Origin of the sequence: Marinobacter sp., assembly GCF_048266785.1 — a bacterium.
GTDB lineage: Bacteria > Pseudomonadota > Gammaproteobacteria > Pseudomonadales > Oleiphilaceae > Marinobacter.
Genome location: NZ_JBLWYX010000009.1, coordinates 48,811 through 71,269 on the forward strand (window position 1 = coordinate 48,811; position 22,459 = coordinate 71,269).

Sequence of the window (22,459 nt, forward strand, 5' to 3'; positions counted from 1 at the left end):
CAAAAAGTGCTCGAATGATTACCCGAAAATACTGGAGAGACCCATGATCAAATTGTTTTTTCACCCTAGCCCCAACCCTCTGAAAGTTGCACTCTACCTGGAAGAAGCAAGCCAGCCCTATGAGCTGGTGCCAGTCGATACGCTGAAAGGCGAGCAACATTTAGCTGCGTTTCGAAGTATCAACCCCAACGGGAAAGTGCCAGCCATTGACGATAATGGCGTACGGGTGTTCGACTCCACAGCCATTTTGCTCTATCTGGCCGAAAAATCCGGACAATTGGCCGGCGCGCCCCAGGATCGCCCAGAACTGCTGTCATGGATGATGTTTATCGCCAGTGGCGTCGGCCCTTATTCCGGCCAGGCGGTTCATTTCAAGCACATGGCGCCAGAGAAACTCCCTTATGCCATCAATCGCTACGAGCGCGAGACCCAGCGGCATTATGAGGTGCTGGATGCACATCTGGAAAACCGCCAATACCTCGTTGGCGACAGCTTTAGCATTGCCGATATCTCTGCCTGGGGGTGGATCGATAAGGGGCCTTTCATATTGGGTGAGGAAGCCATGGCGAGCTACCCGAACCTGCAGCGCTGGTTCGATGGTATTAACAGCCGTCCTGCCGTGGCACGCGTTCGGGAACTGGGCAAGGATCTTAACTTCAAGACCGAGCGTGACGAAGCCGCCAGGCGAGAGCTTTTCCCGCAGAATTACCCGAAAACATAAGGTACTATTACCCGTCATCCCTTAGTACATCCGATGGCGGAACAACCAACCGGCCAGCGCCAATGTCACCACACCAATGATTGCCATTGGCCAATACTGGTTGATCAGCAGCGCATAGCTATTACCTTCCAGCGTGACGCCACGAACGATCACCAGGAAATAGCGCAGCGGATCAAGATAGGTCAGCCACTGCACCACTTCCGGCATATTGGCAATCGGCGTGGAAAACCCGGAAAGGATGACGGCAGGAACCAGAAACAAAAAGGCACCGAGCACAGCCTGCTGCTGAGTAACCGAAATGGCCGAAATCATCAAACCCACTCCCACCGCAGATAGCAAGAACAACGCAATACCGAGATACAGCGCGCCCAGGCTCCCGCGCAACGGAATATCGAAAAGGATGCCCATCAACACAATAATCAGCGTGGCCTCCAACAAGCCGATGACAACACCGGGAATAGCTTTGCCGATGAGAATTTCCACCGGCCGAAGAGGCGTTACCAGTAACTGGTCGAAGGTACCGCTCTCGCGCTCACGAGCCACCGACAGCGCGGTCACCAGAAGTGTGACGACCAAGGTAAGCAGGCCGACAATGCCGGGTACGATAAACCAGCGTGACTGCAGATTTTCGTTATACCAGGCTCGCGTTTGCAAGGTTACCAGCAGGCCACTTTCACCCTGTGATGCCAGCCAGCCAAGGTTGTAATCCTGCACGATATTGCGCAGGTAGTTCATGGCGATCATTGCAGTGTTGGAATTGCGGCCATCCAGTATGGCTTGCAGGGTTGTCGTCGTACCCTGTATCAGGTCGGAACTGAAATTCTGGCCAATGTGCAGCACTACCAGCACGTCCCGGTTATTGATGAGCGGTGCGACTTCGCTATCACGGTCGATGTAAGCAACAACCTCAAAATTTGGCGAGCCTTCAATGCGGCTGACCAATTCCCGCGCCGCCCCGCCGCGATCCTCGTTGTAGATTGCCACCGCTACATTATTAAGGTCGTAGGTCGCGGCAAAACCAAACACCAGCAATTGCGCCAGAGGCGGACCGATGATGACAAAGCGGCTGCGTTTGTCGCGCAAAAGAGCCAGAAACTCCTTGATGGCCAGAGCAAAGATTTGTCTGAAATACATGCTTTACTCCAGCCGCTTGCGAAAATTTCGCCACACCAGCGCGAAAAAGAACAACGACATAATGAGCAATGCGCCCATGTTGGCCAGCACCACCGGCCACACATCGCCTGCGAGAAACAGGGTTTGCAGGATGGCAACGAAATAGCGTGCCGGCACTAGATGGGTGATGAACTGTATCCAGCCAGGCATTGTATTAATGTCAAACAGGAAACCAGACAGGATAAAGGCAGGCAGAAACGTGACGATTATGGCCAACTGCCCTGCTACAAACTGATTTTTCGAGACGATGGAAATCAGTAGGCCGATCGCCAGTGCCACCAGCATGAACAGCGCCGAGCTGAGCATCAGTACCCAGAAGGAACCAAGCAGGGGCACATCGAACTGCCACACGGCCAAGGCCACACTGAATAGCATTCCACCCATGCCCAGCACAAAATAAGGGATCAACTTTCCCGCCAGGATCTCGCGCCGGTGTAGCGGGGTCACCATCAGTGCCTCCATGGTGCCACGCTCCCATTCACGTGCTACCACCATGGCGGTAAGCAGCGAACCAATCAGGGTCATGATGATGGCGATCAAACCCGGCACCAGAAACATACGGCTGGATAACGCAGCATTGAACCACACTCGCTGTTCCAGGCTCACTGGCATAAGCAGTGTCTGGCCACGGCTTTCTGCATAATGGCTGAGCCATGCCTGCCAGGTTCCCTGGATGTAACTCTGGGTGATATTGGCCTGATTGGAGTCCACGCCGTTGACGATGACGCCGATGGGCGCTTCATCGCCAGACAATAACTGGGCGGAAAAGTTATTGCGCAGCCATACGATGCCGTCGATCTTGCGCTCCTTCAGTGCCTGCTGAGCTGTTTGAATGACAGCAAAGTACTGCGGGCGAAAAAACTCGGAACGCTCAAAAGCCCCGGCCAGGGACTGGGTCGTCGTATCCGGCTGTTCAATAACGATACCCACCGGTATATGTTTTGCATCCAGCGAGACTCCATAGCCAAAAAGAAACAGTAATACCACCGGCATAATGAAGGCGATGGCGATGCTTGACGGATCACGCAGGACCTGCAGGCTCTCCTTACGAATCATCGCCCACAGACGCATTCCGGCAAGCGATGTCATGTTGTTATCCCCGGATTTTGCTGGCGCTGTTCGATCAACTGAATGAAGGCATCCTCCATACTCGGGTCGGGGTTTTCCACCGTTCGTGCCTGGGTTTTCATCGCCAGCGGTGTACCTGCGGCCAGCACTTCACCTTCGGCCATGATCACCAGCCGGTCGCAATAATTGGCTTCTTCCATAAAATGTGTGGTGACCAGAACCGTGACACCGGCTTCTGCCAGTGCGTTGGTGCGCGCCCAGAATTCCCGCCGTGCGAGCGGATCAACCCCGGAAGTGGGTTCGTCGAGAAACAGAATTTCGGGTTCGTGCATCAGCGCCGCAGCAAAGGACAGGCGCTGTTTATACCCCAGCGGTAAATCCCCCGCGTTGGCATCATGGAACGGCTCCAACTCGAATGTAGTCAGTGCCCAGTCAATACGTGCCTTTTGCCGTTTCCCTCGCAGGCCATAGGCGCTGGAGAAAAAACGCAGGTTCTGCGCCACCGACAGGTTGGTATAAAGCGAAAATTTCTGTGCCATATAGCCAATGCGGCTCCGTGCTTTGGCAACTGCGCGACGCAGGTCGTGCCCCGCGACTGCCAGTTCGCCGCCGCTGGCAGGCAATAGCCCACAGAGCATACGGAATGTGGTGGATTTGCCGGCGCCGTTAGCTCCCAACAGGCCGAAAATTTCACCCCGGCGAACGCTGAAGCTGACATTATTTACCGCCATAAAATCACCAAAACGGCGTTGCAGCTTATTTACCCGAATGACCTCATCCCCATCGCTGGCCTGTATATGCAGCTTTAGCGAGAGAGCTTCTTCAGACTCAGGCCGGCGGGTTTTCAACTGCGCAATAAAAGCATCTTCAAAACGCGGTTCCACTGGGCCGATGTGAACACCTGCCTGCCCCGGCAAAAGTTCTTCCGGCGAGGGTGCCTGAGCGTTTGTCATTACCAGTCGCACTGCCTCGCCATCAATCAACGCATCCAGCACGCCGGGCGCCCGGCTCAATTGCTCCTGTAAGCGTCGGTGTTTCAATCCCTTGGCGGTCACTTGAAAGGTACGTCCCGCTACTGCCTGGCTGAATTCTTTTGGTTCACCCTGCCCTAACAGCTTGCCCTCGTGAATCAACACGACTTCGTCACAGCGTTCGGCTTCATCCAGATAGGCGGTACTCAGTAACACGCTCATGCCTGCCTCCTGCACCTGACGATACACAATCTGCCATAGCTCACGGCGCGACACCGGGTCGACGCCGACGGTGGGCTCGTCCAGTAACAGCAATCGCGGCGAACGTACGAGTGTGCAGGCCAAACCCAGCTTTTGTTTCATTCCCCCGGAAAGGTGACCTGCCAAACGCCGGGTGAATGGGCTCAGACCGGTCATCTGCATCAAGTCTGTGTAACGGGCCAGGCGCTCAGCCTTTGGGACACCTTGTAAGTCGGCGTAGAGGTCAAGGTTTTCCTGCACACTGAGATCTTCATAGAGGCCGAAGCGTTGCGGCATATAACCGACGCTGGACTGAACCGACAGCGGCTCTGCGAGTGCATCAATACCCAGCACCCGAATGCCACCCGTACCCGGTACTAACAGGCCTGCGGCAAGGCGCATGAGAGTCGTTTTCCCCGCGCCGTCCGGCCCCATCAAACCTGTTACCCGACCGGGTTTGATACTGAAACTCATATTCTCCAATGCCTGGACCTGCCGCCCACCGCTGGAGAAGGTTTTGCAGACGGATGAAAACGTGAGTGCGGCGGTACCCACCGCTATGGCTCGCAGTGGTTAGCGGTAGCGTCAGGCATCGTCTGGTCGAGTTCAATCGTAACAGTTGCCGGCATCCCCAGGCGCAGCTCTTCTTGCGGGTTACAGGCATAGATCCTTACTGAGTAGACCAGCCGGGTACGCAGTTCCGGTGTCTGTACGCTCTTGGGCGTGAATTCGGCGCTGGGGGAAATATAGCCGACCCAACCTTCGTAGGTTTTGTCGGGATAGCTATCGGTGGAAATAAGTGCTTTTGCCCCTAAAGCCACCCGTCCCATCATCGGTTCTGGCAGATAAGCACGTACCCAAACCGGGTCTATGAAAGCCAGTGTCAGCACGGGCGTTTGTGGGAAGGCCATATCTCCAGGCTCAAGAATACGTTTGCGGATGATACCGTCGGCAGGTGCATAGAGGTTGGAGTTTTCCAGTTGCTGCTGTGCCAACTCCAACCGTGCCTCAGTCGCAGCCAGTTGAGCGCGTGCTACGGCGATGTCTTCTTTGCGGGGGCCTGCCTGCAACAATGCCAATGCCTGTTTTGATGCCTCCATCTGGGCCTTGGCTGCATCCGCCAGGGAATAGGCGTTCTCCACATCTTCGGGCGAGGCCATCTTTTTCTCAAGTAAGCGCGCTATACGATTGTAACTGTCGCTGGTTGACTTTGCCGTCGCGCGGGTGGCATTAAACTCGGCCTGCCCCTTGCGAATTTCTTCCGGTCGACTCCCCGCCTCCAGTTTGGCCAGGGTGTGTTGTTGAGCGCGCAGAGCCGCTTCTGCCTCGGCTAATTGTGCGTCGAGTAATTCGGTGTGCAGACGGGCCAGAAGCTGCCCCTTGGTAACGCGATCCCCTTCCTGAACCCGGATCTCGAAAACGTGTTCACTGCTGTTGAACGCCAGTTGCGCCTCTCGGATGTCCACATTGCCGTAGAGATGCAACGTCGACTCATCACTCCCATCACGGTCGCGTTGCCACCAGAACATCGCGATGATGGCTATGAAAACCAGCGGCACGATCGCCGCAATGATTTTTTTCTTCTGCATCTTCGCTACCCATCACTGTTTCTGAGTCTGAACAGGCAGTATGTATTCTGTTGGCCTGGTGAGAAAGGGAATACCGCTTCCATGCACCTGTGCTGATCATCGATGCGGTGATTGCCTATCTCCACATACTAAATCCGCTGACACCAAACCACCAGTTCGAAAGCTTGCAAGGCGCCGGTGCGCCTCCGGTTGAATAAGCGAGCTGAACAAGCATCTGGTTATGCGAGGTATCTCGGAACCTGGGAGATAAAAGAGGGAGTCTGAATTTTCGCCACTAGCCCAGCGCAAGCCAAACGCCCACCAACATCATCAAGCTTCCGGAAATCCGGTTCGCCAGACGAACACTGCCGCCTTTTCTCAACGCACGACTCAGCGTTTTTCCGCCGTGGGCGTATATCTGCAGGCAGATAAACTCCAGCGTGAGAATAATAATGACCAGCGCGCCCAGTTGTGGCGCAATAGGCAGTGAGCTATCAATAAACGGCGGTAGCAGTACGACAAAAAACGCCCAGCCTTTGGGGTTGGCAATTGCCGTAATAAACCCCTGTGCCGCTAACTGCCAGTGCGATGCAGTATTGGGCGCCGCGTTTTCCTGGGGCATCGCCATTTTGCCTCGTGAACGCCACATTTGAACGCCTAACCAGATCAAGTAAGCCCCGCCGGCATACTTGAACAGTTCAAATGCCGCCGGGTAACGCAGCATAAACGTTGCGACACCTATTGCGGAGGCGGTTGCAACTATTGCAACGCCTACCAACTCCCCCGCCATCATCCACATTGCCCGCCGCACGCCGATAGTGATACCCAGTGACAATGCCAGAGTCATACACATGCCGGGTGTGATCGAGACTATAAAAAAGGTCGGGATAAAGGCTGATAACAACGACAGGTTCAAAAACGACACATCAGAGCACTCATAAATAAATTAGGACGGGTTCAGTAGAATCCATGGTAGTTCATCCATTCCTTCCATCCCAGCCAGTCCTGGACTATCTTACTCCCTGATCCGCATACGCTGTGACAGGAATCAAAAACCAATGCTTTCAATATCAGCAAACGAACGCTACGTTTCGACCTCTGCCGGTGAGCTCTATGTAAAGAGCTGGACGCCTTCAGCAGATTCCAGTACTGAAACCACCGCGCCGATCGTGCTATTCCACGACTCGCTTGGAAGCGTGGAGCTTTGGCGGGGTTTTCCAGAACAACTGGCTCGCTCTCTCGGTCGACAGGTCATCGCCTATGACCGGCCCGGGTTCGGGCGCTCCTATCCCCGCACGGACATTCTGGAGGCGGACTTCATTATTAACGAAGCAACCGGACCCTTCACAGCCATACGCGGTGAACTTGGCATAGTAGATTTTATCGCCTTCGGGCATAGCGTAGGTGGCGCCATGGCAGCAGTGTGTGCCGCAACCTTCCCCGCTCACTGTGTTGCGCTGATTACAGAAGCGGCTCAGGCGTTCGTTGAAGATCTTACGGTTCGGGGTATCCGCGATGCAAAGCAGGTTTTCGCTCAAGACGGCCAGATAGATCGACTTAAAAAATACCACGGTGAAAAAGCGGACTGGGTTCTGCGCGCCTGGACGGGCACCTGGCTATCAGACAATTTTCAGCACTGGACCCTGAACGAAACACTATCCAGAGTGAGCTGCCCTGTTCTGGCCATTCATGGTGAGGACGACGAGTTTGGTTCCGCAGCGCATCCGGAACTTTATACATCACTTCCGGCTGGTCCTTGTGTTTTGGAGATGCTCAAAGAATGCGGGCATGTTCCGCACAGGGAAAAACCGGATGTTGTTGTGCGTCTGGTGAATGATTTTATTGAGGGGCACTTGAAGCCCTGTTAATCAGGGCGCCAAGTGTCCCGGCTAATCAGCCTCGAAGCTTGTTCAGTATCTCCTCAGCAATATCCACCCTCACCTTCCCCATTTTAACCAGATCTTTTGCTACGGTTTCAATCTCCGCGCCAATCGCACCTGCCATCACCGCAATGTTCTTGGCGTGCAATGCCATGTGGCCTTTCTGGATTCCGGTGGTCGCCAGGGCTTTTAGGGCGGAAAAATTCTGAGCCAGGCCAACGGCCGCAATGGTGCGAGCTAGTTGATCTGCACTTTTCACCGCCATAATATCCAGCGCAATGCGTGCGGTCGGGTGGGATTTGGTGGCGCCTCCTATAAGCCCTACCGGCATGGGCATTTCGATCATGCCGGTCAGGTTGCCATCCCGGTCGGCTTCCCAATGGGTCAAAGAGCGATAGCGACCGGTTTGTGCCGCGTACGCGTGCGCCCCGGCTTCGACAGCACGGGTGTCGTTACCTGTAGCCAGAACCACGGCGCTGACTCCGTTCATAACACCTTTGTTGTGTGTTGCTGCACGGTACGGGTCGATGTCTGCAAACTCATAAGCGGCAAGAATGCCGTCCCGGACCGACTCGCCGCCGATAGCATCGAGTGTCCAGGTTGCACGGGCTCTCGCTAGCCTGCGATCCGCGAGATTCGAGAGAATGCGCAGGTAAGTTCGCCCACCGGTCCATTTTGCAATCAGCGGCGCTACGGCCTCTGCCATGGAGTTCACGGCATTAGCGCCCATGGCATCGCGAGTGTCGACGATGAGGTGGGTGATCACCATGGTGCCCGTGTGGCTGCCTTCCAGAACGCGCACTTCCACCTCACGAAATCCGCCCCCGTGCTTGAGCAGAACCGGATCGGTTTCGTCGCAAATCTGTTTGATGTCCGCTTTGTGCTCAAGAATCTGCAGGCGCGCAAACTCCGGGTTTGGCACATCAACCAATTGCACCTGGGCGATCATCAGCGAGCCCGACATGGAGGTGATAAAACCTCCGGAATTCCGGCACTGGCGCGCAGCGTTGCAGACTGCGGCGACCACCGACGATTCCTCTGTGGCCATCGGAATCAATGTGTCCTGCTGATCCACCACCATGTTGGTGGCAACACCAATGGGAATATTCATGGTGCCAATGGCGTTCTCGATCATCGAATCTGCGATCTCGCCGGTCAGGTTGCCGGTGTTGCCCATGTGATTGGCAACATCCGGGTTGAGGCCGGCCATTTCGATGACTTTCTCCAGGCGCTTGGCCATGGAGAGGTTATGAAATCCGGAAATACGGGAACTTGGGGTAGACATGGAATCAATCTCCGCGATTAAGGAATCAGGAAACCAGACGCTGGGACAGCTGATTTGGCAGCCAGGTCACCAGGTCCGGGAACAACATGAACAGAATCAGTGCCATTATCTGCAGTACGAGGAACGGCAGGATTGCGCGATACACGGTCTCCATTCCTATACCTGGCGGCAGTACGCCTTTGATGTAGAAAAGGGTGTAACCGAATGGCGGCGTTATGTACGCCATTTGTGCGGTAATCAGGAACAGCACACCAAACCACACCGGATCAAAGCCAAAGGCAGAGATGATTGGCATGAACACAGGTACACACAGCAGAATGATGCCAATCTCATCCAGGAACAGGCCCAGCAGAACGAGAATGCCCATCATCGAAAGCAGCACCAGCCAGCGGTTAACCTCGAGGTTTTCGATAAACATCAACAGTGAATCGGCGCCACCGGTTCCGGTGAATATCGAGACAAAGATCTTGGCACCGATGGTGATCCACATAATCATCGTTGTTACGCGGAGCGTATCCATGGCCGCATCGCTGAGATTTGCAGTGGTGAACTGGCCCTGCAGCATTGCCGACAGCATAGCCCCCACTACCCCAACCGCTGCGGCTTCCGTCGGCGTGGCGATTCCGGCGTAGATGCTGCCCAGAACACTGAACACAATCAGAGTGGGCAAGAACAGAGATTTGAGTGACCCGAACATCTCGAGCCAGCCTATTTCGATGTTGTCCGGAGCAGGCGCAAGGCTGGGTTTAAGCATGGTGCGGATCACTACGTAACTCACGTAAAGACCGGATAACACCATGCCCGGCACTATCCCGGCGGCAAACATTTTGCCTACGGATATCTGCGCCGTAGCGGCGTAGACGATGGTGATTATCGAAGGTGGAATCAGAATGCCCAGAGTGCCGCCGGCACAGATTACTCCCAGTGCCAGCTTCTCATCATAGCCACGACGCAGCATGGACGGTAGCGCAAGAATCCCCATGGCGGCGACTGCAGCCCCAACGATGCCGGTCATGGCGGCCATCACGGTGCAAATGGCTATAGTCCCGACTGCAAGGCCACCGGGCAGACGCCGGAACCAGAGCTCCATCGCTTTGTACAAGGCTTCGATAATTCCGGAACGCTGAAGAATGCTGGCCATCAGCACGTAGAGAGGAATTGCAAGCAACACATCAGACGTCATGACGTCGTAGGTCTGTAAAACCGTCAGCACCAGTGCGTCCAGCCCCCACAACAAAATGGTGAACAACACGGCAAGCGAGATCAGCACAAAGGCGAGGGGCATGCCACTCAACAACAGGAGCAGGAGCGAAAAAAACATGGCGGAGAAAACAAGTGTGGAGCTCATGCTCTTGCCTCTTCGCGACCGCCGATACGTTGAATTGCGGTAAGCAACTCAGCGATGGACTGAAGCAGCAGCAGGCTGAATGCCACCGGTATTACAGTCTTCACAGGCCAGATAGCCGGGTTCCAGGATGAAAACGAGGTTTCGCCGGAATCGATGGAGTTTTGAGCGATTGGAATGCTCTGATAGATAAGAATGCAACTGATCAACACAATCACGGCGTAAATGCCTGTGTCTGCGATCGCTGCTATACGTGGTGACAATTTGCTATACAGAATGTCGACGTTCACATGGCCGGCGGTATGCAAAAAATGGGGCCCAGCGAGTAGAAAGTAAGGGCCGAGCAGCAGAGTTGATAACTCCAGTGCCCAGATCGTTGGCGCATCAAAAAAATAACGAGCCACGACTTCATAGGAAATAACGGCGACCATTATGAAAACCAGCGAAGACGCGGCAATGGCCAGCCAACGGTTCACCTGCGTAACAGTTTGGCAGTAGCCGTCAAGAATCTGCATAAGGAAGCCTCAAATGGAGGGAGCATCAGCCCGGCTGATCCGGGCTGATCAAAGCACATCTGATCTGGAGCGCTACTTAATAAGGCCCAGTTCCTTCATGAAGTCGATCTGACTTTGCAGTACTTTGTTGGCGAGTTCATCATCGCCTGCTGCTTCCTTCCAGGCTTCCATGGCGGTTGGGCGGGCACTGGCTATCACAGCCGGGTCAAGATGGATTATTTCAGCACCCTGCTCCTGGAACTTTTTCAGTGCTATCGCATCCTGCGCAATAATGTGTTGCCGCAGCGAACCCGAGATTTCCCTCGCGGACACTTCAAGAGCCGCTTTGTAGGAGTCTGGCAGCTTGTCGTAGGCTCTCTGGTTTGCCACATAGCTGGTCGCGGTCGTGGGCTGATGGAAGCCAGGCACAATGACGTACTTGGCCACTTCTCCCAGGCCTGCTTCCAGGTTGGCAGTCAGATCACCCCGGTCTGCAAAATCGATCACGCCCTTTTCAAGCGCCTGGTATACCTCGGCAGTCGGGAGTGGCGTAACGGCAACACCAAATTTGCTCATCACTGTGCTGGCAAGTCCGACAAAACGGCCTTTCTTGCCTTTTACATCATCAGGCTTGTTTATCGGGAATTTTGAGTGGATCGGCTCTTGGCCATAAACGGTGGGAGCAATGTAAAAGAGCCCTGCCTGGGCGTAAGCTTCCCTCGCAAATTCCAGACCGCCTTTTTCGTAAAACCAGGCTTCATACTGGTCCGACTCGGGAAAACCAAAAGGAATCGTGCTGGTGAAAGCAAATGTTGGGATAGCACCCGCTTTATACCCGTCGAAGGTCTTCATCATTTCAAAAGCACCGCCCCGAACCGCTTCAAACGCTTGTGCTGACGGAGCCAGCTGGCCGCCGCCGAACAAACGGATGGTGAACTTGCCATCGGTAAGTTGGGAAACTCGCTCCACAAACTTCTTCTCGTATTCGTAGGGTGTTGTGCCAGCATCCCAGAGGGCCTGCATGCGCCAGTTTACGTTAGGCTGTTCTGCTGCCAGGGTAACGCCGGAAGCAAGCGCCGCCGCTACTATAACGCCGCTTATCGTGCGCCGGATGTAACCATGAGCCTTGGGTTTTATGTGCAGTTTCATCTCGCTCTCCAATTTTGTTTTTATGTACTCATTGACGTTATTCGCCAAAAAATCCACCGCATTATTTTGTTTAGTGTTGCCTGTACAAACTAGGCCAGACAATTAGAATCAACAAGGGACAGTTAGCCGATGTGTACCACGGACTGTACCAGTGTGATAGCTGGTACACTTTTAAGGTTGATATAAAAGTGAGCATTTCTCGCGGACAACAAATTGCAGACAGCCTGATTCAGCAAATTGAGTCTGGCCGGTTACTTCCAGGTGCCCGTTTGCCTCCCATACGTGTAGCGGCCGAAGGTCATGGGGTTTCCAAGAATACCGTTACCGATGCCTACGACCGGTTGGTTGCAACCGGCTACATTCACCCTCGTCGCGGTTCCGGGTTCTATGTACAGTCGGCGAGCTTTGCCCCGTCCATTTCCCGTTCCGAACATGTGATCGAGGCAGTAGATGTGGTGTCTTTATTGCGGGAACAACTCAACCAGCACTACGAAGTGCGTGCCGGCGATGGGCGGCTGCCCGCCACCTGGATGGAAAGCTCCGAAATTGGCAGGTATCTGAAGCGCACTTCCAACGCCACCGATTATTCTGATGATTTTGAATATGGTCGGCCACAGGGCCTTGAGGTACTGCGGGAGGATGTGGCCCGGGCTTTGAACGACCGATCGATCAACACCAGCCCGGACCAGGTGTTGATGACCTTTGGCGCAAATCATGCTCTGGACCTGATTGTTCGGCATTTTGTGCAGGCGGGCGATACGGTTCTCGTCGAAACACCGGGCTACTACCCGATGTTCAGCAAACTGAAGCTCCAAAAAGCGAAAGTTGTGGGCGTAAACCGGCAATCGGACGGACCGGATCTGGACATGCTGGAAGAGAAAATCCGTGCCCACAGGCCCAAGTTGTTTTTCGTACAGCCAATGGCCCATAACCCGACCGGGACGTCCATGTCGCTGCAAAAGATGCACCGGTTGCTTACTTTGGCAGAAAAGTACGACCTGGTGATCATCGAAGATGACCCTTTCGCTGACATTCTGCCGAAAGCGACACCACACCTTGCGTCACTGGACGCACTCAACCGGGTTATCTACGTGGGTACGTTTTCAAAAACCCTGTCAGCGAGCTTGCGTTGTGGCTATATCGCGGCGAGTCCGGAACTTATCGCGTCGCTGACAGATATCAAAATGCTGACGGTAGTAAGCAGTTCGGGTATTACCGAGCGACTGGTTCATGAAATGATTGTTCGCGGGCGTTATCGCCGACACTTGAAACGTCTCAGAGACAGGGTTGTCAATGCCAGTATTGACGCCGTATCTGCCCTGCACGGGATAGGGCTTGACCGGGTGGAAAGCCCTACCGGAGGCTATTACATCTGGTGCCCGCTGCCCGAGGGTGTCGATTCCATGGAACTGACCGTTCAGGCTGCGCGGCAAGGCATCTTCCTTGCGCCGAGCCGGCTATTCGAGCTGACCAGCAGCGCAGGAAACGAAGCGCTGCGGGTCAATATTGCCCACGCCAATAATCATAAGTTCCTGAACTTCATGAAAGGCGCACTGGGTATTTAATATGGATCAGGTTGTTTCATTAGCCTTGATGATTTTGGCCTGATGTTCCTCAACCAGTTCTTCCAGGCTCATGTACTCGCACTCTTTAGTAGCGATAAAGCTGTCTGCGGAGTCAATCAATATGTTGTCATCCCTCATGAACCTGCGACCGAGTAGCACTGGGTAGGAAAAGTTGCCGCGATCTGTCAATGAGAACTGGGTTTTGTGGCTGGTGCCGGAAATGCAGAAATCCATGATCACTACGTAGCGTCTCTGTGATGGCGCACCTTTGCGCTTTATGAGGACAGTGCGCTCTACCGGCCGCTCAAGCTCAAGAATGATTTCTTCATGGTCAATGTCGCCTTCCGACGGTTGGTCCTTGTGATCCGCCAGCGGAATCTGGAACTTCACCCATTTCTGGTCATCCTTCTTGAATCCCTCCACGTTAACGGCGTGCAGAGATGAGGTTTTTGCGCCGGTGTCCAATCGCGCTTTAAGCCTCAGGCCCGTATCGTTCATCACAACCCACTCTACGAAGCCGAGCGTCTCGGGAACCGAGGCCTGGTTTTCTGGCGCTGTTTCTGCCAATGCTGCTGTTGGGAAAATGAGCGCCGTAGCCAGTGAAAAAGGGATCAGAAACTTCATTCAATTCCTCCTGCAAATTCCTGTAAATCAGGGAAAAATGATAAAAAATGTGCTTCAAGCTCGGAACGCAATGGGCGTATTTCGTGAATAATTCCGGCAAACGAATTCTGGAACCGAATGCGCGCTGCGACCCTGTCCAGCGCATAACCGATGTTGTTGAGATCGCGGTAGGATCCAAACCAATCGTGAGAAACCATGTGTCGTGTGGTTCTGCTCATATCAGGCGTCATTAATGCTTCGTTGTCCTGCAGCTCCGAATAGACCCTGGTGATAAACGTGCTTTGGTCGGCATCGGTAAATTCGGTCCAGTGCTGGAGAAGAAAATGGTCGTACAAGACATCCAGCGCAACGCCCGCGAACTTACGGCGTTGGCCTGAGAATAGCCGTTTGCTGGCCAGAACATCCGGATGCTTGTCGGTGTAACTGTCTACCGCCAGATGGTGGCGAACGCCCAGCCTTACGGAATATGGAAGTGCTGCGAGATCCACGCCACGGGTAAAATCGCCCAGAAGGCTACCGACTCGTGCCTCGGGCGAGTCAGGAGCAAGAAACAGATGGGCAAGATGATTCAACGTAGAGTTCCCGGGTCGGTCAATTTGTTTGCTATGAGTTACTGAGATTGCATTAATCTGTATCGCTTTTCCACATTCAGAACCGTGATTACGCCTTTACTGACGGTGTTTTAATGCCTGTGTAATATAGCGGCAAGCCACTTGTAACCTTGCGGTTGGGGGTCCCCACAGGTATTCTGACGCCCTCTCTCGGTTCAGCTAGCTCGAGCATTCATTGAGAAACCTTTATCCAGTTATCTTTATTGTAAGCATCATGTTTGTGCTGTTAAGCATATTCATGACGCTACCGATATTTCTCCTGCTTGGCTCGGAAGCGCCGAATACTGTGTCGTTTGTGGAGTCCGCTGCGATTGTTTTCGGCATTGGTGTGTTTGGTATTGTTTCCACCTACCGGAAACCCAGGGATTTGAAACCGCGCTACATGTTCGTGCTCACGGTGTCCTCCTGGTTCATTATCTCCCTGCTATCCGCACTTCCTTTTTACCTTAGCGACCATGGCATTTCTGCTGCGGATGCGTTTTTTGAGGGTGCGTCAGGCATAACAACCACAGGTGCGACGGTATTCAGTGGCCTGGATACCATGGACAGAGATTTACTCCTCTGGCGTTCTATACTGCAGTGGATCGGCGGGATCGGGATAATCGGTATGTTCGTAGCCGTGCTGCCGTTCCTGCGAGTTGGTGGTATGCGGCTATTCGCCACAGAATCATCGGAATGGACAGATAAAGCCCTCCCCAGAATGAAAACCCTGAGCCGCGGCCTGCTCGTTGTGTACGTGTTTTTCTCCGTCACAGCAGTAGTAACTTACTGGTTTTCGGGAATGACACTGTTTGATGCGTTCAATCACGGCTTGACCAGTATCGCCACCGGCGGTTTCTCAACCTCTGATCAGAGCATGGGCAAGTTCAATGATCTGATCCTGGCGGAAGCTTCGTTTTTCATGATGATCGGCAGCTTGCCGTTCTTTCTCTTTGTACGCGAACTCCACGGCCAGCGTGGGGTGTTATTCAGAGACCAGCAAGTAAGACTGTTTTTAACCATCCTGCTTGTCATACCTGCGCTGCTCACGCTGTACCGCTGGGCTGTGTCCCCTGTGCCTTTTGACCCGGCCCATAACTACGTAGCCACCTTGTTTAATGTTACATCTGTTGTAACGACTACTGGTTACGCCTCTGAGGATTATTCAGCCTGGGGGCCGTTGACGTTCGTGTTGTTTTTCTTCCTTATGTTTATCGGTGGGTGTTCCGGATCAACCTCCGGCGGCATGAAGATTTTCCGGTTCCAGTTGTCCCTGATCATACTTCGCGAGCAAATGATCCGGTTGCTGCACCCACGAGCCGTGTTAACCCGGAACTACAATGGCCGTGCAGTCAGTGACGATATTATCGCGTCCATGATTGCTTATACCTTTATCTTCCTGCTCTGCCTGCTGTTAATTACTGTATCGCTTGCCGCCATGCAACTGGACTTCGTCACCTCTTTGTCCGGTGCGCTTACCGCGTTGACCAACGTTGGGCCAGGGTTGGGTGACATCATCGGGCCGGCTGGAAACTTCGGCCCCCTGCCCGACCCTGCCAAATGGATTCTGGCGGTGGGCATGTTGATGGGGCGTTTGGAGATTCTGAGCGTGGTGATCGTACTCTCTCCGGCATTCTGGCGCAGCTGAACGCCGCAAATGCCCCCTATTGGCCGGCCTGAATAGAGGCGATGGAATCAACCACATGACGTGCTGCCGAATTGATCTTTGCGACGATTGATTTAACGCTGCTAACCTGCCCTTGCCCTTCTTTGGCCACATCAGCGACTTCTTCAATTCGCCAAAGCACCTCAGTCGACAGTTTAAGATTGTCGTGAATCACCGTTTCGATCTCAGAGGTTGCTTCACCGGTACGGCTGGCAAGTTGTCGTACCTCATCAGCGACAACTGCGAAACCGCGTCCCTGTTCGCCAGCGCGGGCCGCCTCTATGGCAGCGTTCAGCGCGAGAAGATTCGTTTGTTTGGCGATACTGGTGATTGTTCCCACAATTCGCTCGATATTCTGGGATTGGTCGTTTAACTGCTCGATGACCTGTCGGGCATGTGTGACTCTTTCCCGGATCTCCTCCGATGTGGCCATTGACTTGGCGAGAGAAGCTTCGACTTCCTCAACGCTCCTTGCTGTTTCCTGAGCCGTTGAGTAGGCAACATCAGCTGCTTCAGTGGTGCGCTCGCTTTGTTTAATACGATGGGTGATATCGCTGGCGAACTTGATGATCTTGAGCGTTTTCCCGTGTTCATCAATAATCGGGTTATAGGATGCTTCTAGCCAGATAACGGTGCCATCGGCGGCTATGCGTTTGAACTGACCGGACTTGAAATAGCCGTTCGCCAGATCTGACCAAAAGGTTGGATTGTCCGCATAGAATTCGCCCGGGCAAAGCATTTTGTGATGTTTACCTTTCAGGTCTTTAAGGCGATAGCCCACCGCGTCCAGGAAATTATCGTTGGCGGATAGAATGAAACCATCAGGACTGAATTCAATGACCGCCATGGATCGACTTATCGCATTAGACACGGCGTACTGGTCGGTAATGGTTTCATGCTCTTTGGTAACATCTGACGCAATTTTCAGAATTTTGAAAACCCGACCGTCAGCATCCTTGACGGGAAAATAGGTCGCTTCCAGCCAGATTTTGGATCCGTCTTTAGCAATTCTGGAGAAATGACCTCTATGGCTTTTGCCACCCCGGAGCTGGCTCCAGAAGTTGAGGTACTCATTACTCTTGCGGTAACTGGCTTCGCAAAATAAGCGGTGATGCTTCCCCTCGATCTCAGAAGCATCGTAGCCGATGGTTTCAAGAAATCGACCGTTGGCTGCCAGAATTAGACCTTCAGGTGTAAACTCAATGACAGCGAGTGATTCATTGATAGCATTGAGTGTCGAGTTCAATTCTACGTTCTGCTTTCGGTACAGCTCGACTTCTTGCTTGTACTTGCGAAAAATCATTACATATTTGCCTTGTGGACGTTGATGTTTTGGTGAAAAAACAGTCACTCGGCAAATATACGATCAGTGCATACCGTCGGATTCAGAAAAATAGTCAAAAAATGTTAAAAATTCTCTTTGGATCAATCTAAACTATCGAGCCTGGAGTCTTATCAGCGTGTTTACAGGGCGTGCTTTCGGATGAAACGCCCGATTTCCTGAACTTCTTCAAGGCACACGCTGTGCTCCATGGGGAACGTCATATAAGCCGGCTCGAAGCCCATTTCCTTTAACGTCTCCACACTACGAACACCAAGCGCCTCCGGCACCATCGGATCAAACGTTCCGTGATAGATATTAATTGGGATGCCTGCGTTTGCTTTCGAAGGCTGCACCGTTTTCGCAGTGGCGAAGTAGGTTGAAAGCGCCAGAATCCCGGCGAGCCGTTTCGGGTAGGTCAGGCCGATTTCAAAAGCAACCGCCCCACCCTGTGAGAACCCGGCAATAACGATGTTTTCGGAAGGAATGCCGCGTTCGATTTCCCGGTCAATCAGTTTTCCAATAGCGCGGGCAGAATCCATCAACTGCTCGGTGTCCACAATCCGGTCAATGTCCATCGCTTTGATGTCATACCAGGCTGGCATGGTCATACCGCCATTGATGGTAACCGGCAGGTTAGGGGCGTGCGGAAATATAAAGCGTACGGCAGCGTCGTCTGGTAAACCGAGCTCCGGAACGACAGGTTCAAAATCGTGCCCACTGGCCCCGAGACCGTGCAGCCAGATTACGGCGGCTGTCGGGTTGGCTCCTGTTTCCAGCTCAATGTATTTAAGATCCTGCACGCGATACCTCTTTTTTGTGAAAATGATTGTCCGGATTAATCCGGAGTGTTTTGCCTGGTGTTTGCATCCAGCGCGGTCTGAACCGGGTTGGCGTACATGTCCAATAGGTAGGGGCGAATAGCAGGATCGCCAGCCTCCAGCCTTTGTTCCATTTCCAGGCGGGCGATCTGTATGTCTTCCGCTGACCAGTTTCCAGCAGTCACTACGGAGTCGCGGATCGCTTCAAGGCCGTTAACCTCCTGCGCAGAGTCGTGCGCAAAAAGGAGCCCCCGTTTTTCATAAGCTATGAGATTGGATGCGTGCAGGTGGTAATTGGCGTGCACTTCCCTGTCGATCCGCGTTGCAAGCTCTTTTGCGTTTTCGGGAGCATCGGTAATGGGGGCGCCGAAGTGCACATGCACATGGCCTTTGAAGCCCGTGAGGCCTTTCATTATCTGTTCAGTGTCTTCACCTTCTGCTTTCTTGTAGCTGCCAGCACGGGCCTTGGTTTCCAGCTCACGGGCTTTGTCACCGTCGCACGGGTCGTACTCGTAGGATATGGAAACCGGAACAATGCGGAGCTTGTTCATTGCTTCAGCAAAGCTAAGACCGCTTTTTTTGCAGCTCATGTAAAACATCTTGATGATCGCGGGATCGGTGAAATCCAGGCCATCTTTGGCGCGCCCCTCACGCTGAGCGATCCAGATATTTTCATTTTTGGCAACGCTGTGATTGATAAAGCCCGAAAGCGTAATGTAGGCGTCACGCATCTCACGAGGGCTGGTCATGTTGCGACGAACAATAAAGCTCTTGTTCAGGCGCATCATTTCAGCAAACACCCGATTGGCAAGCAGGTTGTCGCCAATGGCTATTCTTGTAGTGCGCAAGTTGTTTCGAAACAACAGGTAATTGACCACCATGGGATCAAATACAATGTCCCGGTGATTAGATATAAACAGGTAAGCGCCCTGCTTGCTGAGGTTTTCTACGCCGCTTGTTGTAACGCGCGTGGTGGTGCTTTCAATCAGATCACCAATGTACCCGGAGAGCCCGGCCTGCAGGTCGTCCACCTGTGTGAAGTGGCCAAAGTGGCCAGAAAGCCAGCGGCGGGTGTAAAAACGCAAGAGTGCTGGCGCCCAGCGTGCCAGTGTCGGCGACTTGAAGCGCCCCACCATGTCCAGAAACTCCTGATCGTTGAGCAACCGTTGAATTGCGGGTCCGGTTTCTTCGTCCGAATAGGGACGGATGGTGTCAAATTCCTGCATGGATACCCTGTTCTTGTAAGTAACGAATATGATGAGCCACGAAGCGGTGGCCTAAAGGCGCAATATTGTATCGTTTCTTCCCCCGCTTTGCCTCCCAAAAGACAGCCTGTGCGGCCATTCCTTGCGTTGAATCTGGTATGATCCGCTACCAGATTTCACCTCAGCTTAGCGATTAACCGGTTAATCTATGTATCCCGACCAGGACTTTGAACAACTTTCTGCTCACCGACCAACCACCTCAGGCAGAAGCCCCGAGCAGGTTTTGCATGAGGTGTTCGGGTATGAATCCTTTCGACCGCTGCAGGGGGAGATTATCCACGAGGTAGCCTCCGGCGGTGATGCGCTGGTGCTGATGCCCACTGGCGGCGGTAAATCGCTTTGCTATCAGGTTCCTGCGCTCGTTCGCTCGGGCACGGCCATCGTAATTTCCCCATTGATTGCACTGATGCAGGACCAGGTTGCGGCGCTCCGGGAGCTGGGTGTCCGCGCTGCGTTTCTGAACTCGACCATGGATTTTGAGCAGGCCCGCGCGACCGAGTATGCCCTGAGTACAGGCGAACTCGACCTCTTGTATTGCGCGCCAGAGCGGTTGATTCAGCCTCGCACTCTCGAGCTGCTGCACGATGCTTCCATCTCGCTGTTTGCTATTGACGAGGCCCACTGTGTTTCCCAGTGGGGGCATGATTTCCGTTCAGATTATTTGCAACTGGCAGTGCTGGCTAACGAATTCCCGTCGATTCCCCGAATTGCACTGACGGCCACTGCCGACGAGCGCACCCGCAAGGAGATCGCCGAAAGGCTTTCGCTCACAGAAGCACGGCACTTTATAAGTGGTTTTGACCGCCCGAATATTCAGTACCGTATTGCACCAAAGACCAATGCAAACAAACAGTTGTTAGACTTTATTAAAGCTGAGCACGAAGGCGACTGCGGCATCGTATATTGCCTGTCCCGCAACAAGGTTGATGCCACAGCAAAGATGCTGGCACAGAAAGGCTATACCGCACTGCCCTATCACGCTGGGCTGCCGTCCAACGATCGCGCTCACAACCAGGAGCGTTTTCTTCGGCAAGACGGAGTGATTATAGTTGCGACTATTGCTTTTGGCATGGGCATTGATAAACCCGATGTGCGTTTTGTGGCGCATCTGGATCTGCCTAAAAGCCTGGAAGCCTATTACCAGGAAACCGGCCGTGCTGGCCGTGACGGCAAACCTTCCACCGCGTGGATGGTTTATGGCCTGCAGGACGTCATCAAGCTGCGGCAGATGCTGGAGGCATCCCAGGGGAACGATCATTTCAAGCGGGTAGAACGGCAGAAGCTGGACGCCATGCTGGGCTTGTGCGAAGTGACAAAATGCCGCCGCCAGGTTCTGTTGAACTATTTCGGTGACGAGCTTGAGGTTCCCTGCGGTAACTGCGATACCTGTCTGAATCCGCCTGAAACCTGGGATGGCACGGTTGCCGTGCAAAAAGCACTGTCCTGTGTGTTTCGTACCGGCCAACGGTTTGGCGTCACTTACCTGATCGATGTTTTGCGGGGCTCGGAAAACGAGCGGGTTCGGCAATCGGGGCACCATCAGGTTTCGACCTATGGCATTGGGATAGAGCTCTCCGTTACCGAATGGAAGTCGGTATTCCGGCAACTGGTGGCAAATGGCTACCTGCGAGCAGACCCTGAAGGCTATGGTGCGTTGCAACTGACCGAGCAATGCAGGCCATTGCTGAAGGGCGAACATAAGGTTGAACTGCGAAAAGATCCGGTGGTTAAAAAATCAGCAGGCCGGTCGTCAGGTGGTCGAACCGGCAGTGCGGTCAAAGATCAGGTTACAGACCGCGTTGGTTGGGAGGCGTTGCGGGCTTGTCGTAAGGAGCTTGCAGACAAACAAGGGGTGCCGCCCTACGTAATCTTCCACGACACCACTCTGTTCGATATGCTTGAACGCAAGCCGCAAACGCTCGATGAACTTGCTGGCGTAAGCGGCGTGGGCGCTGCCAAGTTGGAGAAATACGGGGAGCTTTTCCTCGCTGCCATTGCCCGGCTGAATCAGGCATAAGGGCCTGCCTTCTGTCATATTCTACACTGCAGGCTGAAAACCTTTCTTGCGAACCCGGTACTGCGCGATGGATGTCGCGACGTGGTTACCCTCCATGTCACGCAACTCCCCCTCCAAAGTGAACTTTGCCCGACCGGTGGCGTCGGCATCTACGAGAATTGCAGCAACGTCTTCCGGTGACAGGGAGAACTCCACGGTGACATCGGAATTGGCGGGCTGCAGAAACTGAAGGGTCATTTCCTTCAGGATCGGCGTGTACGCCGGGCCCAGATCAAACAGTGCTAACACCCCTCCGGGAATTTCCGCCACGAGAAAATATGCACCTGCATACAGGCTGCCAAAATGATTCTTGTTGCCTTTGAGCCGAATGCGGGCGCGTACGTAGCCGGGACGAACTTCCTCAACGCTGAACCGGTTTCGGGGTGCGAACGGGATAGACAGCCCTATGATGCGGTTGACAGCCGCATAGCCGCCCATTTTTTTTAACCACTCCACCGGTTGTGCCAGTGTCGCCTTGGGGTCAGTGGATGAAACCCACTGCCCGGTTGCCCCGATAATGCGGTCAATTAACGCCATCACTCCGCTCCTGGATTTTCGTAGAGCCGGATCATTACAACGCCCGGCCCATATCGCAACACTCTCTTACAATATTTTTGAAGGATTAACATTCATGGGATTCATTCTGATCTAAAGTAA

19 protein-coding genes and 1 pseudogene are annotated in these 22,459 nt (G+C 53.6%); 5 read left to right on the forward strand and 15 right to left on the reverse strand.

Going from position 1 to position 22,459, the window contains the following annotated elements; translation table 11 throughout:
- The first annotated feature begins 43 nt into the window (after positions 1–43).
- Positions 44–721, forward strand: coding sequence for a glutathione S-transferase family protein (locus tag ACN0V1_RS13425; RefSeq protein ID WP_417545469.1), 678 nt, complete (start codon positions 44–46; stop codon positions 719–721).
- A gap of 21 nt (positions 722–742) precedes the next feature.
- Here the strand turns inward: ACN0V1_RS13425 and ACN0V1_RS13430 are convergent, their stop codons facing one another.
- The 5 genes from ACN0V1_RS13430 to ACN0V1_RS13450 all read right to left on the reverse strand — a co-directional run bounded on the left by ACN0V1_RS13430 (position 743) and on the right by ACN0V1_RS13450 (position 6,666).
- On the reverse strand, positions 743–1,855 hold the full coding sequence (locus ACN0V1_RS13430) for an ABC transporter permease (protein ID WP_417545470.1): 1,113 nt from the start codon (positions 1,853–1,855) through the stop codon (positions 743–745).
- A 3-nt stretch (positions 1,856–1,858) separates the two neighbouring features.
- A complete protein-coding gene (locus ACN0V1_RS13435) occupies positions 1,859–2,983 on the reverse strand; it encodes an ABC transporter permease (RefSeq protein ID WP_417545471.1) in 1,125 nt (374 codons plus the stop codon).
- A complete protein-coding gene (locus tag ACN0V1_RS13440) occupies positions 2,980–4,647 on the reverse strand; it encodes an ATP-binding cassette domain-containing protein (RefSeq protein ID WP_417545472.1) in 1,668 nt (555 codons plus the stop codon). The genes ACN0V1_RS13435 and ACN0V1_RS13440 overlap by 4 nt, the downstream gene beginning before the upstream one ends.
- A gap of 83 nt (positions 4,648–4,730) precedes the next feature.
- Positions 4,731–5,762: an efflux RND transporter periplasmic adaptor subunit gene (locus ACN0V1_RS13445; protein WP_417545473.1), complete on the reverse strand. Its 1,032-nt coding sequence runs from the start codon at positions 5,760–5,762 to the stop codon at positions 4,731–4,733.
- A gap of 274 nt (positions 5,763–6,036) precedes the next feature.
- Positions 6,037–6,666, reverse strand: coding sequence for a LysE family translocator (locus ACN0V1_RS13450; protein ID WP_417545474.1), 630 nt, complete (start codon positions 6,664–6,666; stop codon positions 6,037–6,039).
- A gap of 133 nt (positions 6,667–6,799) precedes the next feature.
- Here ACN0V1_RS13450 and ACN0V1_RS13455 point away from each other — a divergent pair, with 133 nt between their 5' ends.
- Positions 6,800–7,609 carry an alpha/beta fold hydrolase gene (locus ACN0V1_RS13455; RefSeq protein ID WP_417545475.1) on the forward strand — a complete coding sequence of 270 codons (810 nt, stop codon included), beginning with the start codon at positions 6,800–6,802 and terminating at the stop codon, positions 7,607–7,609.
- 25 nt (positions 7,610–7,634) lie between these two features.
- Here ACN0V1_RS13455 and ACN0V1_RS13460 read toward each other — a convergent pair whose 3' ends face one another.
- The 4 genes from ACN0V1_RS13460 to dctP form a co-directional block, all read right to left on the reverse strand.
- The gene (locus ACN0V1_RS13460) at positions 7,635–8,906 is read right to left on the reverse strand and encodes a hydroxymethylglutaryl-CoA reductase, degradative (RefSeq protein ID WP_417545476.1); all 1,272 of its coding nucleotides are present in this window, start codon (positions 8,904–8,906) and stop codon (positions 7,635–7,637) included.
- A gap of 25 nt (positions 8,907–8,931) precedes the next feature.
- On the reverse strand, positions 8,932–10,254 hold the full coding sequence (locus ACN0V1_RS13465; RefSeq protein ID WP_417545477.1) for a TRAP transporter large permease: 1,323 nt from the start codon (positions 10,252–10,254) through the stop codon (positions 8,932–8,934).
- Positions 10,251–10,766 (reverse strand): TRAP transporter small permease subunit, encoded by a 516-nt coding sequence (locus ACN0V1_RS13470; RefSeq protein ID WP_417545478.1) that lies wholly within the window; start codon positions 10,764–10,766, stop codon positions 10,251–10,253. The genes ACN0V1_RS13465 and ACN0V1_RS13470 overlap by 4 nt, the downstream gene beginning before the upstream one ends.
- Positions 10,767–10,838: 72 nt before the next feature.
- A complete protein-coding gene (gene dctP / locus ACN0V1_RS13475; RefSeq protein WP_417545479.1) occupies positions 10,839–11,894 on the reverse strand; it encodes a TRAP transporter substrate-binding protein DctP in 1,056 nt (351 codons plus the stop codon).
- Between the two features lie 188 nt (positions 11,895–12,082).
- Between dctP and ACN0V1_RS13480 the strand changes: the two genes are divergently transcribed.
- Positions 12,083–13,459 (forward strand): PLP-dependent aminotransferase family protein, encoded by a 1,377-nt coding sequence (locus ACN0V1_RS13480; RefSeq protein WP_417545480.1) that lies wholly within the window; start codon positions 12,083–12,085, stop codon positions 13,457–13,459.
- A gap of 6 nt (positions 13,460–13,465) precedes the next feature.
- Here the strand turns inward: ACN0V1_RS13480 and ACN0V1_RS13485 are convergent, their stop codons facing one another.
- Positions 13,466–14,083, reverse strand: coding sequence for an ATP-dependent zinc protease (locus tag ACN0V1_RS13485; RefSeq protein WP_417545481.1), 618 nt, complete (start codon positions 14,081–14,083; stop codon positions 13,466–13,468).
- Positions 14,080–14,655 carry an ACP phosphodiesterase gene (locus tag ACN0V1_RS13490; RefSeq protein ID WP_417545482.1) on the reverse strand — a complete coding sequence of 192 codons (576 nt, stop codon included), beginning with the start codon at positions 14,653–14,655 and terminating at the stop codon, positions 14,080–14,082. Before ACN0V1_RS13490 ends, ACN0V1_RS13485 begins: the two co-directional genes overlap by 4 nt.
- Positions 14,656–14,908: 253 nt before the next feature.
- Here ACN0V1_RS13490 and ACN0V1_RS13495 point away from each other — a divergent pair, with 253 nt between their 5' ends.
- On the forward strand, positions 14,909–16,321 hold the full coding sequence (locus ACN0V1_RS13495) for a TrkH family potassium uptake protein (protein WP_417545483.1): 1,413 nt from the start codon (positions 14,909–14,911) through the stop codon (positions 16,319–16,321).
- An 85-nt stretch (positions 16,322–16,406) separates the two neighbouring features.
- Here ACN0V1_RS13495 and ACN0V1_RS13500 read toward each other — a convergent pair.
- From ACN0V1_RS13500 to ACN0V1_RS13510, 3 genes and pseudogenes are all read right to left on the reverse strand, one after another.
- Positions 16,407–17,555 (reverse strand): annotated as a pseudogene (locus ACN0V1_RS13500) (methyl-accepting chemotaxis protein); the annotation flags it as partial.
- Between the two features lie 248 nt (positions 17,556–17,803).
- Positions 17,804–18,463: an alpha/beta hydrolase gene (locus tag ACN0V1_RS13505; RefSeq protein WP_291946143.1), complete on the reverse strand. Its 660-nt coding sequence runs from the start codon at positions 18,461–18,463 to the stop codon at positions 17,804–17,806.
- A gap of 35 nt (positions 18,464–18,498) precedes the next feature.
- Positions 18,499–19,707, reverse strand: coding sequence for a lysophospholipid acyltransferase family protein (locus tag ACN0V1_RS13510; protein WP_417545484.1), 1,209 nt, complete (start codon positions 19,705–19,707; stop codon positions 18,499–18,501).
- Between the two features lie 187 nt (positions 19,708–19,894).
- Between ACN0V1_RS13510 and recQ the strand changes: the two genes are divergently transcribed.
- Complete coding sequence (gene recQ, locus ACN0V1_RS13515) at positions 19,895–21,763, forward strand: DNA helicase RecQ (protein ID WP_417545485.1); 1,869 nt, start codon at positions 19,895–19,897, stop codon at positions 21,761–21,763.
- A 21-nt stretch (positions 21,764–21,784) separates the two neighbouring features.
- On the opposite strand, the gene ACN0V1_RS13520 is transcribed toward recQ, so the two are convergent.
- The gene (locus ACN0V1_RS13520; RefSeq protein WP_417545486.1) at positions 21,785–22,339 is read right to left on the reverse strand and encodes a DUF4442 domain-containing protein; all 555 of its coding nucleotides are present in this window, start codon (positions 22,337–22,339) and stop codon (positions 21,785–21,787) included.
- Positions 22,340–22,459: the final 120 nt, after the last annotated feature.